Annotated in this window: 6 protein-coding genes; 3 read left to right on the plus strand and 3 right to left on the minus strand. The window is 69.1% G+C overall.

Features of this window, described 5'->3' with window-relative positions; all coding sequences use genetic code 11:
- Positions 1 to 10: 10 nt before the first annotated feature.
- The 3 genes from IEV93_RS04220 to aroQ all read right to left on the minus strand — a co-directional run bounded on the left by IEV93_RS04220 (position 11) and on the right by aroQ (position 3,190).
- Positions 11 to 1,585: a hypothetical protein gene (locus IEV93_RS04220; protein ID WP_188487204.1), complete on the minus strand. Its 1,575-nt coding sequence runs from the start codon at positions 1,583 to 1,585 to the stop codon at positions 11 to 13.
- A complete protein-coding gene (locus tag IEV93_RS04225) occupies positions 1,582 to 2,484 on the minus strand; it encodes a phosphatase PAP2 family protein (protein WP_188487206.1) in 903 nt (300 codons plus the stop codon). The genes IEV93_RS04220 and IEV93_RS04225 overlap by 4 nt, the downstream gene beginning before the upstream one ends.
- A 259-nt stretch (positions 2,485 to 2,743) precedes the next feature.
- Positions 2,744 to 3,190, minus strand: coding sequence for a type II 3-dehydroquinate dehydratase (gene aroQ, locus IEV93_RS04230; RefSeq protein WP_188487208.1), 447 nt, complete (start codon positions 3,188 to 3,190; stop codon positions 2,744 to 2,746).
- Between the two features lie 108 nt (positions 3,191 to 3,298).
- On the opposite strand from aroQ, the gene IEV93_RS04235 reads away from it, so the two are divergent.
- The 3 genes from IEV93_RS04235 to IEV93_RS04245 all read left to right on the plus strand — a co-directional run bounded on the left by IEV93_RS04235 (position 3,299) and on the right by IEV93_RS04245 (position 13,432).
- Positions 3,299 to 6,679 (plus strand): arabinosyltransferase domain-containing protein, encoded by a 3,381-nt coding sequence (locus IEV93_RS04235; protein ID WP_371873828.1) that lies wholly within the window; start codon positions 3,299 to 3,301, stop codon positions 6,677 to 6,679.
- A gap of 68 nt (positions 6,680 to 6,747) precedes the next feature.
- Entirely contained in the window at positions 6,748 to 10,059 is a 3,312-nt protein-coding gene (locus IEV93_RS04240) for an arabinosyltransferase domain-containing protein (protein WP_188490363.1), read from the plus strand.
- Positions 10,052 to 13,432, plus strand: coding sequence for an arabinosyltransferase domain-containing protein (locus IEV93_RS04245; protein WP_371873792.1), 3,381 nt, complete (start codon positions 10,052 to 10,054; stop codon positions 13,430 to 13,432). The genes IEV93_RS04240 and IEV93_RS04245 overlap by 8 nt, the downstream gene beginning before the upstream one ends.
- Positions 13,433 to 13,456 lie beyond the last annotated feature (24 nt).

The raw sequence follows: 13,456 nt of genomic DNA on the forward strand, positions 1-13,456 counted from the left end.
GTCAGCGCGGTCAGCGACAGCTGGGCGACTGCTCGGCGAGGACACCGCGGACGCTCAGCGGGCCCTCGAGGGTGTAGGTACCCGGGGTGGGTGCCTGCACGGTGATCCACCCGTCCGGGGTCTGGGCGATGCACGCCGTGATCGTCGGATCGGCGGTGCTGCGGGCGACCAGGTAGCGGTTGGGGCGGATCTGGATCGGGTGTGCGACGGTGTCTGGGACATCGACCACCATCGTCGACGGGGTGTCGGTCACCAGCCGCAACGGCGGCGCGACGATCGTCGCCGGATCCGCGACCCGATAGAGCGTCCACTCGTCGTTCGACCAGACCTCACTCAGATACGGCAGACCCGAATCGACGAGTGCCGCTTCCTTCTTGGCCTGCCGCAACGGAGTGTCGGAGACGGCGACGTAGGACACCGCGTTGTCGCGCAACCACGTCCGGTACGACGTCGGTGTCAACGCGTCCTGGTCGTAGAAGATCGGGTTGAACCGGGAGTCCGACTGGTTCTCCCACCCACGGGCCAGTTTCACCAGCGACCCGAGTTCGTGCGACCCGGCGTGCGTTCCCGCGTCGATCAGTTCCACGCGGTGGTTGACCAACCCCGGTCCGCGCAGCAACGCCAGGCGCAGCGGTTCGTAGTTCTTCTCGGTGTCGCCGGCGTCGGCGACAGCGACCTGATCGGCGACGGCCACGAACCCGGCGTAACTCACCGCGGGCACCAGTGCGATCAACACCACGAGCAACGACTTCCGCGAGAAGTACAGGCACAGACACGGCAGGACGAGACAGAAGAACCGACTCAGGTTCGACCCGACCCCGTTCGGGATGGCGAACACCACGATCGCGGTGGCCATGGCGAGCGGCGCGATCCACCGCTCGGGCGGCGAGGTCAGCGCGACACCGGCACCGGCACCGATCAGCAGGGTCCAGAACAGCGTCGTCCACGGGAACCCCTGTGCGCCCGGCGCGCCGAACAACGCGAACGGCACGATGACCCCGAGTCCCGCACCGACGAGGACGCTCCACACCGCTCGAGATCGGTACGCGCCCAGCAGGAACGGTACGGCGGCCAGACCGACGAAGGCCGGCGCGAGGGGGCTGGCGAGCCCGGAGACCACCAGGACCACGGCACACAGGGTCAGCCGTCCGTGCATCAAGAGCAGTACCGCGGCCAGGGCGATCGCGGCGCCGACGGCGAAGGCGACGCGACCGGACATCATGTTGAGAACCGCGGCGATGACGATCGCCCAGGTCAGCAGCGTGGGGCGGGCCGCGCTGCGCGACAACGGATACGCCATGACGGCGATGGCGAGGGTCGCGATCGCCAACAGCGCCAACGAACCGGTGATCGCGGAGATGGCGGGCACGATCAGCGAGTAGCTGCCGGGCGAGACCCCGCCGTACCAACCGAACCAGTAGCCCAGACCGACGCCGGAACGAGCGGCCTCCTCGCGGGCGATGGCCGCCTGGAGATCACCGAGGGTGGGACTGAGCGCCAAGAGGACGACGGTCGCGACCACCGCCGCCGCCAGTGGGAGTGCAATCCGCCAGCGGCGTTGCTCGGCGGCGACCCCCACGCTCATTCGAGCGTCGCCGCACCCGCACGTCGGCGTCGGACCCGTGCGATCCACAACCATCGGACGCCGAACACGACACTCGCGCCCGCGGCCAGCGTGGCCAGACCCGCGAGGACGTCGAGGATGAAGTGGTTCCCCGAGCCCATCACGACGAAGAACGTGGTGAAGGGGTAGATGAGACCGAGGATGCGCACCCACATGCGGCGCGCGAGGAAGAACAGTGTGAGTCCGCACCACGCGGCCCACGCGCAGTGCAGCGACGGCATCGCCGCGTACTGGTTGGAGATCGCGTCGGAGCCCGGGGTGCCCGATTCCGGCCACCAACCCCACGACGCGGTCTGGCTCATGATGTCGACGAAGCCCTCGGTGGTGAGCAGCCGGGGCGGTGCCGTCGGGTACCAGTAGAACCCGATCAGCGCGAGCACCGTGGTGGTGATCAGCACGGCACTGACCTTGCGGTAGTGCGGCTTTCGACGGAAGAACAGCCAGATGAGAACACCCGGGGTCACGATGAAGTGCAGCGTCGCGTACTGCAGCGCGACCACATCGGCGACGATCGGGGTGTTGTGCACCCACTCGTTGAGCGGTCGCTCCAGGGCGATGTGCCAGGCGTCCTCGATGCGCAGGAGCTCGTAGCCGTTGGCGAAGGCCTTGTCGGCGACCTCGCCGACGCTGTTGCGGATGGCCGAGTAGATCGCGTAGAGCCCACCGATGAGGAGCAGTTCGACCCACCAGCGCGGCTGGGACATGTACTTCACGACGGTCGAGAGGACGTTGAAGCGCGAACGGACGAGGTCTGACTCGAGGGCGCGTAGCCGGGCGTCGTCTCCGGTGGTGGTCGCGGTGGTCTTCGCAGACTCCGAGGACGGGTCCGTCAGATCGCGCGAGGTATCAGCGGTCGACATGACGTGGCTCCCGCATCGGTCCTCCAGATCACCGGTTCACCTGGTGCTCCAGGTGGCGGCCGGTTCACTCGCACCGCCGCAGAACTGTCCTTCGGAGACAGCATTGCGAGGAATACTAACGGAGGATGCGGGGTATCCCACCCATCACACCTCGGCAAACAACGGTTGAACAGGACCGATTGGTGCACATTTCATACTTGAGGACGAGACGCGGAGCAGGTCAACGGGCCCCGGTCGTTCGCCGTGCTTGTGACTGAGATCACTGTCCGTCGAGCAGATGTACGACCCGGCGCAGCGCGAACTCGTAGCCCTGCACCCCGCAGCCGGCGATGACCGCGGCCGCGATGCCCGACACATAGGAGGTGTGGCGGAACTCCTCGCGGGCGGCGACGTTGCTGATGTGCACCTCGATCACCGGCACGTCGGGGATCACCAACGCGTCGCGCAGGGCCACCGACGTGTGCGTCCACCCACCCGGGTTGATCACGATCGCGTCGAACTCCCCGCGGGCGGCGTGGATCCACTCGAGCATCTCGCCCTCGTGGTTGGTCTGGCGCGCCGAGACCGTCAGCCCCAGCTCCGACGCCGTGCGCTGCGCCAGCGCCTCCACGTCGGCCAGTGAGGCGGCGCCGTAGACCTCGGGCTGCCGAACCCCGAGCATGTTGAGGTTGGGCCCGTTGAGGAGCAACACCCGATGCGTGGACATGACGCCCACCTTAGGGCGACGACCGCGAGATCAACACGACCTCGGCACCCCCGCCCACAGGGTTCGTAGTTAACATCATCGTTTGTGCCCGATGACCTCAGCAGGCCCGTGACGGGCGAATCCGTTCCGACGGAGACCCCCGAACGTCCAGCACGGTCACGGGCCGACCGGATCCGCATCGCCAAGATCGTCGCGATCGTCGCCGGGTTGCTCGGCTTCATCCTGGCCCTGGCCACCCCGCTGCTGCCCGTGAAGCAGACCACCGCACAGATCAACTGGCCGCAGGTCACCTCGGCGACGCAGCAGATCGGGTCGGTCTCCGCGCCGCTCATCAGCTACGTCCCCATCGACGTCGAGATCTCCGTGCCGTGTTCGGCCATCGGTCAACTCGGCACCACCGGCCAGTCCGTCCTGGTGTCCACCACGCCCAAGGACGCCCCCAAGGCGGTCGAGCGCGGTCTGTTCATCCGGACCACCGGCAAGGCCACCGACCCGCCGACGCAGCGGTCGGTGGAGGTCGTGGTCCGCAACGTCCCGCTGGTGAGCGCATCGCTGGCGCAGATCCAGTCGCAGAACTGTCAGCGCATCGACGTCACGGCCACCTCCGACGCGGTCACCGCCTCATTCGTCGGGATGACCGATGACGACGGCGCCCCGCTGACCGGCTCGACCTCCGACGGTGACCAGCGCCCGCAGCTCACCGGCATCTACACCGACCTGACGACCACCGCGGGCCAGGTCGACGGGCTGAAGGCACACGCCACCATCGATTCGCGCTACTCCACCGGCTCGACGGTCATCAAGTGGACCGCGATCATCGTCGGCGTCATCGCGACCCTCGTGGCGCTCGCGGCGTTGAGCGTCCTCGACGGCACCGACGGCCGCCGACACCGCCGCTTCCTCCCGGCCCGGTGGTGGCGGTTCAACCCACGCGACGCGGTCGTCGTCGGCGGCCTGATCGTCTGGCACTTCGTCGGCGCCAACACCTCCGACGACGGCTACCTGCTGACGATGTCGCGGGTCGCCGAGCACGCGCACTACACGGCCAACTACTACCGCTGGTACGGCGCACCCGAGGCACCGTTCGGCTGGTACTACCAGGTCTTCGGCTGGCTGGCCCACGTCACCACCGCCAGCCCGTGGATGCGCCTGCCCGCGCTGCTGTGCGGGATCCTGGTGTGGCTCATCATCTCCCACGAGATCCTCCCCCGCCTCGGACGCGCGGCGATCACCAACCGCCTCGTCCCGTGGACCGCGGCGTTCGTGTTCATGGCCTCGTGGTTCCCGTTCAACAACGGTCTGCGCCCCGAGCCGATCATCTGCCTCGGCGCCCTGCTGACCTGGTGCTCGGTCGAACGCGCCATCGCCACCGGCCGCACACTGCCCGCCGCCATCGCCTGCACCGTGGGCGCATTCAGCCTCGCCGCCGGACCGACCGGCCTGATGGCCGTCGCCGCGCTCATCGCGGGCGGCCGACCGATGGTGATGTCGATCGTCAAGCGCAGCAAGGTGATCCAGGGTGACCCGAAGGAATCGGGGGCGTTCTCCCGGGGACGGCTCGTCGCCTACCTGGCGATGATCGCCCCGGTGCTCGCCGCGGGCACCTTCGTCATCTTCGTGGTCTTCTCCAACCTGACCCTCACCGCGTTCGTGCAGGCATCGAAGATGAAGACCGCGCTCGGACCGTCGCTGAGCTGGTACAACGAGATCAACCGATACTCGGCACTGTTCGAGTTCTCGGCCAACGGATCGGTCGGGCGCCGCTTCGCGGTGCTGATCATGTTCGTCGGCCTGCTCGTCTCGGCGACGATGCTGTTCCGCAAGAACCGGATCCCCGGTACCGCTGTCGGCCCGACGCGCCGGATCGTCGGCATCACGTTCGCGTCGCTGATCTTCCTCATGTTCACGCCCACCAAGTGGACACACCACTTCGGCGTGTTCGCCGGACTGGCCGCCGCACTGGCCGCCATCGCGGTGATCTCGATGAGCGCCCACGCCATGCGGTCACGCCGCAACCGCACCCTGGTGACCGCTCTCATCCTCTTCGTGACCGGCCTGTCGTTCACCGGCCCCAACGCGTACTTCTACATCTCCAACTACGGCGTTCCCTACGGCTCACAGCCGGTACGCCTCGGCGTCGCGCTCGGCAGCCTGCTGCTCTACGCGAGCGTCCTGACGCTGATCCTGGCCGGCTGGTTCCACCTCCGCGACCCCTATCGAGCGCCCGCGCCGGAGCGCCCGGCCCCCACCGGCTGGCGCAGCGTCTGCGCCGCCCCGTTGTTGGTGATCGGTCTGCTGCTCGTGGCCTTCGAGATCTCCACCGCGTCGGTGTCCGGCATCAACCAGAGCGGTTCGTTCTCGGTGCCGACCTCCAACTTCGACGCCCTCGCGGGCAAGCCGTGCTCGATGGCCGACAAGGTTCTCGTCGAACCGAACCCGAACGCCGGTCTGCTCACGCCGATCGACCGCCGCAGTCCCGACCCTCTCGCCGGACCGGCCCCCGCCGGGACCGAGGAGAGCCCGGCCCAGACCAGCGGCTTCACCCCCAACGGTCTGCCGATGACCCTGGATTCCGCGGCGAGCGCCGACTCCCTGGGCGTGCTGAGCTCGAACGTGGCGGCATCCCCCGACGTGCTGACCAACAACACCGGCGGCACCGGCGGCGGCGAGAACGACCAGCCCGGCATCAACGGCAGCACCGCGAAGCTGCCGTTCGGGCTCGACCCGGCGACCACCCCCGTCCTGGGCAGCTACTCGACCACCGACCAGGTCCCCGCGCGACTGACATCGTCCTGGTACCGCCTGCCCGCCAAGACGGCGAACACGCCGCTGGTGACGATGGCCGTCGCCGGCAACTACGACGGCAAGGACCTGAAGCTCGAGTACAGCACCGACCCCGTCCGGTCCGACGGCACCAGCCGCGACACCGACTTCACCTCCGCGGGTGACGTGGAGATGATCGATCCCGGGCCGAGCCCGTCGTGGCGCAACCTGCGGGTCTACCGCAGCTCGTTCCCCGCCGACACCACCGCGGTGCGCATCGTCGCCAAGGACGAGAACCTGGCCTCGGACCGCTTCATCGTGGTCAGCCCGCCCCGGGTGCCCGAGCTGGAGACCCTGCAGTCACTGGTCGGCAGTTCCGCGCCGGTTCAGATCGACTGGACCTCCGGGTTGGCGTTCCCGTGCCAGCGGCCGTTCGACCACAGCGACGGCGTGGCCGAGATCCCGCAGTGGCGGATCATGCCCGGCGCCGACCTGTCCGCAGCGGTCTCGGCGTGGCAGGACTCGTTCGGCGGTGGCCCGCTCGGGTGGATCGAGGTCGCACTCGACTCGACGACCGTTCCGAGCTACCTGACCAACGACATCGGTCGTGACTGGGGCTCGCTCCTGCGCTACGAGCCGTTCAACGACACGACCCGGCTTGCGCAGCTGGAACTGGGTACCGCCACCAGGTCCGGCCTGTGGAGCCCGTCACCGATCCGCTACTGATCGTCGGCCGCCGCATCAGGGAGATGCGGCGGTCTCAGGTCCATCGCATAGCATCGTTGCTCGTGCCGATGACTGCCCGACTGTCCAGTGCGACAACCGCTCGCCTGGTGGCCGTGACAGCCGGTTTGGTCGGCATTTTCCTGTGTGCGCTGACCCCGCTGCTGCCGGTGAACCAGACCACGTCCAGCTTCGACTGGCCCTCCGGGCAGTCGTTGTCGCCGGACACCCCGTCAGTGGTCGCGCCGCTGACCGCCCAGACGCCCCAGGCGCTGCAGGCGTCGATCCCGTGTTCGCTGTTCAGCTCGCTGGGCACCGACGGCGGCGTCCTGCTGACGACTATGCCGACCAACGCCGACCGCGCCGCGCAGAAGGCGCTGACCATCTCGGCGAACGCCTCGACGGTCACCGTCAGCTTCCGTAACTCCGTCGCCGCGACCGCCACGCGGACACAGGTCGCCTCACCGCAGTGCCGCTCGCTGGAGGTCTTCTCGCGCAGCACCGGCCCCGGCGCGCAGTTCGTCGGTCTCGGACCGTCGACGACGCTCGAGCCCGACAAACGCCCGCAGGTCGCGGGCATCTACTCCACGCTGAGCACCCCGCAGGTTCAGGCCGCGGCCGGTACGGGCCTGCGGGTCCACGTCGACATCGACAACCGCTTCGCCACCACCCCGTCGGCGATCAAGCTCGCCGCGATGATCCTGGGCATCCTCGCGATCGTGTTGTCCCTGGCCGCACTCGCCCGCCTCGACTGGCTCGGCGGCTACCACCGCCGGATCGGGGTGCGTTCGTGGGCGCGGGTCCTGGCTCCCCGCATCAGCGACATGGCCGTCACCGCCGTCCTCGCGCTCTGGCTGTTCCTCGGCGCGGGCACGCCCGACGACGGCTACATCCTCACGATGGGCCGCGCGGCCGAGTCCAGCGGTTACCTGGCGAACTACTTCCGCTACTTCAACGCCCCCGAGGCGCCGTTCGACTGGTACTACAGCCTGCTGTCGCACTGGTCGCAGGTGTCCACGGCAGGCATCTGGATGCACATCCCGGCCCTCGTCGCGGGCCTGCTGTCCTGGTTCGTGCTGAGCCGCGTGCTCCTGCCGCGGATGGGTGCGGCGGTCCGACGCAGCGGGTGGGCCATCTGGGCGGCGGCGACGGTCTTCGTGGCGTTCTGGCTGCCGTTCAACAGCGGTCTGCGCAGCGAGCCGATCATCGTGGCCGGATCGCTGCTCACCTGGTGGGGCGTCGAGCAGGCGATCGCGACCCGTCGCCTGCTGCCCGCGGCGCTCGCGGCAGGCGCGGCCGGGCTGACCCTCGCGCTCGCGCCCCACGGCATCATCGCCGTCGCGCTGCTCGTCGTCGGCGCCCGGCCGCTGCTCAAGATCCTGCTGGCCCGCCGCCGCGAGGTCGGTCTGCTCGCGCTGTTGGCGCCGGTGCTGGCCGCGGCGGCCTTCACCGTGCTGGTGGTGTTCCGCGACCAGACGCTGGCGACCGTGTACGACGCGGTCCGGATCCGCTACACCGTCGGTCCGACCATCTCCTGGAACCAGGAGTACCTGCGGTACTACTTCATCACCGTCACCACCGAGGACGGCGCTCTCACGCGCCGCGTCCCGCTGCTCCTGCTCGTGGCCGGGCTGTTCGTGGTCCTCGCGGTGATGTTGCGGCGCAAGCGGATCCGCGGCGTCGACCCGGGACCGGTGTGGCGTGTCATCGGAGCCAGTCTGTTGACGATGCTCCTGCTGTCGTTCACCCCCAGCAAGTGGACCATCCAGTTCGGCATCTTCGCCGGCTTCGGCGCCGCACTCGCGGCCGCGGCCACCCTCGCCGTGGCCCAGTCGGCCGCCCGCTCGTCGCGTAACCTCTCCGTCTTCGTCTCCGGCCTGCTGTTCGCACTGGCCGCGGCGATGGCGGGGAAGAACGCCTGGCCGTGGGCTTACGACTTCGGGATCTCCTGGTTCGACCGGGCGCCGGTCGTGGCCGGCCAACAGGTCTCGACCCTGTTCCTCATCCTGGCCGTGCTCGCCGGCGCGCTGGCTGTCTTTCAGCACCTGCGTCTGGACTTCTCCACCAATCGCGGTCTCGCGCACGCCCAGGCGACCGAGGTCAGCGACGCGGAGCACGTCACCGACACCGGCGACCGACGTCGCCTGGTGCTGGCGTCCTCGCCGATCGCGGTCATCGCCGCGCTCATGGTCATCTGCGAGCTCGCCGTCTTCGCGAAGGCCGCGGTCAGTCGCGGTGACGAGTTCACCGTCCTGGGCGCCAACGCCCGCGCCCTGACCGGCGACACCTGCGCGATGGCCGACAAGGTCCTCGTCGAACCCGACGCCAACCGCGGCACCCTGTCCCCCGCAGACGGCAAGTCGGCCTCGGCTGCTCTCGCCGGCTCCGGAGCGGTGGGCTTCACCCCGAGCGGTGTCGCAGGCGACCTCTCCCCGGAGCCCGGGTCGTCGAAGCCGGGACAGATGAACGTCGCGGGCAGCGTGGCCAAGCCGTTCACCATCAGTGGCGGTTACGCGGGCACGCTCGGCGGCAACGGTCCCCGCACCGTCAACGGCTCGACCGCCGCCCTGCCGTTCGGACTGGATCCCGACACGACCCCGGTACTCGGGTCGTTCGGCTACAACTCCGGCCAGGCGTCGCTGACCACCGACTGGTACAGCCTGCCCGCCCGCACGAGCACTCCCCTGCTCGTCATCAGCGCCGCGGGTGCGATCTCGTCGGTCGGCGAGGACGGTGTCGGTGTGTTCGGCCAGAAGCTGAACGTCGAGTTCGGTCGGCCCGGTCCCGCAGGCGAATTCGAGCCCGTCGGTGCGTCGTTCATGCCGATCGACCCCGGACCCGAGCAGCCCAACCGTCCGTGGCGCAACCTCCGCGTACCGATGTCGGTCGTCCCGCCGCGCGCCACCGTGATGCGCCTGGTCGCCGCGGACAACAACGTCAACAGCGATCAGTGGCTCGCCGTCACCCCGCCGCGCGCCGCACAGTTGCAGACGCTGCAGCGCGTGATCGGGACCGACGACCCCACGCTGATCGACTTCACCGTCGCGGCGCAGTTCCCGTGCCAGCAACCGATCACCTCCACCGACGGCGTCATGTCGGTGCCGCGCTGGCGCATCCTGCCCGACCGGATCACCGCGGTGTCGCAGTCGAGGACATGGCAGGACGCCGACGCCGGCGGTCTGCTGGCGGTCTCCGACGCGACCGCACGCGCGACCACCATGCCGAGTTATCTAGACAACGACTGGTATCGCGACTGGGGGTCGGTGGAACGGTTCACCCCGCTGTCGACCGACGCCGCGACCGCCCGGATCTCGACCGGAACACAAGATCGCTGGGGTTGGTCCCGGGAGGGTTCGATAAGGGTGGTCTCGACCGATGACTGAAGCCACGCCCGCGAAACCCGACGCCGATGACGCCGATTCCGTGGCGACGCAACCGCGTTCGCGCGGGAAGAGGATCCAGATGACCCCGGAGCGCTACCGGTACGTGAAGATCGCGTCCGCGGTCACCGGTCTCCTCGGTTTCCTGCTGGCACTGATCACCCCGCTGCTGCCGGTGAACCAGACCACCGCGGAACTGTCCTGGCCGCAGGGCCAGGTCAACAACGTCGCCGCTCCGCTGGTGTCGTTCGTCCCGATCGACATGGACGTCGCGGTTCCCTGTTCGCTCGCCGCGAGCCTGCCCGCCTCGGGCGGCAACCTGCTCTCCACGATCCCCACCGACGGCGCCGACGCCAGCGCGCGCGGCCTGTTCGTCCAGGTCTCCTCCGACACCATCCAGGTGATCGACCGCGGCGTCGTGCTGCTGAACACCCCACGCGCTGCGGCACAGTCGAATTCGTCGTGTGTGATCAAGCTGCGGTCCGACGGTGAGCGCACCAAGGGCGAGATCGTCGGATTGTCCAGCGGGTTGCCCGCATCTGCATCACAGCCGGCCGCGCCCGGTCAGCTGACCTTCGACGTGGCCGACCCGAACCTGCGTCCGCAGATCGTCGGCGTCTACACCGAGCTGCCCTCCACCGCGTCCTCGCAGGGGCTGTCTCTGCGGGCCACCATCGACACCCGATTTGTCACCACCCCGTCCACGCTCAAGTTCCTCGCGATCGTCGTCGGCATCGTGATGACGGTGCTGTCGCTGATCGCGCTCGGCATCCTCGACGCCCGCGACGGCCGGGGCAGCAAGCTCCGCAGGTTCCTGCCCGCGAGCTGGTGGCGGGTCCGCCCCATCGACGGCGTGGTGTTCGTCCTGCTCGGGCTGTGGTGGTTCCTGGGCACCAACACCTCCGACGACGGCTACAACTTCTCGGTCGGCCGGATCGCCGCCAAGGCCGGATACGCCGACAACTACTACCGGTACTTCGGTGTGCCGCAGGATCCGTTCGGGTGGCACTACCAGGTCATCAGCGCGATGACGCACGTCAGTCTCGCCGCCCCCTGGATGCGCCTGCCCGCGTTCCTCCTCGGACTGCTGGGCTGGTGGCTGATCAGCCGCGAGGTCATCCCGCGCCTGGGTCGCACGGTGCGCCACAGCACCCCCGCGCTCTGGACCGCCGCGATGGTGTTCCTCGCCATCTGGCTGCCGCTGAACAACGGGTTGCGACCCGAGCCGGCCATGGCCGTCGGCGCGCTGCTCACCTGGTGTTCGGTGGACCGGTCCATCGCCACCGGCAGATTCCTACCGCTGGCGATCGCCTCGGTCGTCGCGGCCTTCACCCTCGCGCTGGCGCCTGGCGGTCTGATGGCCGTCGCGGCCCTGCTGGCCGGGATCCGACCGTTGATCACCCGCCTGTCCAAGCGTCGACACCGCGACGGGATCCTGCCGCTGGTGGCGCCGATCCTGGCCGCGGGCACAGCGGTGCTCTACGAGATATTCGCCGACAACACGCTGTCGGGGGTCATCACCGCGTCGACCGTCAGCAGCGAGGTCGGCCCGACGCTCGAGTGGTGGCAGGAGCCGGTGCGCTTCTACTACCTGATGCTGCCGACCGTCGACGGCTCGCTGACCCGGCGCTTCGGCGTGCTGATGATGATCCTGTGCCTCGGCCTGGTGCTGTTGGTCATGCTGCGCAGGCGTCGCCCGGACGGCATCGCCAAGGGGCCGGTGTGGCGTCTCATCGCGGTCATGTTCGGGACCATGTTCTTCATGGCGTTCACGCCCACCAAGTGGACGCACCACTTCGGCGTCTACGCGGGCATCGCGGGCGGAGTGGCCGCCGCGGCCGGAGCCATGGCGGCCCCGGCACTGCTACGCCGACGTCGTAACCGCACGCTGTTCGCCGCGGCCGTCCTGTTCGTCACCGGCATCTCCTTCATGGGGTCGAACGGCTGGTGGTTCGTCGGCCCCTACGGCGTGCCCTGGTGGGACCGCACCCCGGTCATCGCAGGGATCAAGATCGGCTGGTTCATCCTGGCGCTCGCCATCGTGGTGGCCCTCGTCGGACTCTGGCAGCACTTCCGCGACGACTACGTCGACGACGACGTCGTGGCAGGCACCTCGACCGGTCGGTTCGGGTGGTTCCGTGGCGCGACGCTGCCGCTCATCGTGGGCCTGGTCGTGCTGTTCCAGGTCCTGTCGTTCGTCAAGGCCGGGTACACGCAACGTGACTCGTTCTCGTGGGCGTCGTCCAACGCCCGCGCGCTCACCGGAAACATATGCGGGCTGGCCAACGACGTCCTGGTCGAGCCCGACCCCAACCGGGGCCTGTTGGCACCCGCTCGGGTCGCCGGCCAGCAGGACGCGTCGGCAAGCACCGCCCTCGGCGGTCAGGGGTCGGCCGGGTTCACCCCCAACGGGGTGCCCAACGACCTCTCGGTGGACTCCACCGAGGAGGACAGCGATACCGCGTCGGCGCAGAACACCGCCCAGAACAGTGCGGGTTCCGACGACACCGGCAGCGGCGACTCGGTCGAGGGCGGCACCGGTGGCGGTCAGGGCGCTCGCGGCGTCAACGGGTCCACGGTGCGTCTGCCGTTCGGTCTCTCGCCTGCGAACACCCCGGTGCTCGGCAGCTTCGGCGGTGGCGGCGGCTCGCTGACCTCGGACTGGTACCAGATGCCCAAGCGTTCCTCCGCGGCGCCGTTGCTGTCGGTGTCGGTGGCCGGTGCGGTGGAGGCCGTCGACGGCGTCAACGTGATCCATCCCGGCCAGAAGCTGCGCATGCAGTTCGGTCGGGTCGGGGCAAACGGCGTCGTGACGCCCGTAGGCCAGATGTCGCCCATCGACGTCGGCGAGGCGCCCACCTGGCGCAACCTGCGGTTCCCGCTGGACGAGTCGCCCCGCGGGGCGTCCGTGGTGCGAATCCTCGCCGAGGACACGTCCGCGGCGTCGGACCAGTGGATCGCCATCACCCCGCCACGTATCAGCACGATGCGGACGCTGAACGACGTCGTCGGGACCACCGACCCGGTCTTCATCGATTGGCTGCCCGCGTTCGTGTTCCCGTGCCAGCAGCCGATGGCGGTGCGTCATGGCGTCGAGGAGGTGCCCAAGTGGCGCATCCTGCCCGATGCCAACGCGACCCGGCAGAACAGCCAGACGTGGATGTCGGGCAAGGCCGGCGGGCCGCTGGGACTGACCGAGGCCATGCTGCGGCCGACCCTGCTCCCGACCTATGTCCGCAACGACTGGGGCATGGACTGGGGCTCGCTGCAGCGGTTCGCCCCGATCGATCCCGCCGTCACGGCGAAGCTGACCATCGGCGACGCGAAACGGTCGGGACTGTGGGATCCGGCGCCCATGCGGTCGGTGGGTTACTGACGAACTCGCTGTGCTCGCCCGCGG

It is taken from the genome of Williamsia phyllosphaerae, from assembly GCF_014635305.1.
GTDB classification, from domain to species: domain Bacteria; phylum Actinomycetota; class Actinomycetes; order Mycobacteriales; family Mycobacteriaceae; genus Williamsia_A; species Williamsia_A phyllosphaerae.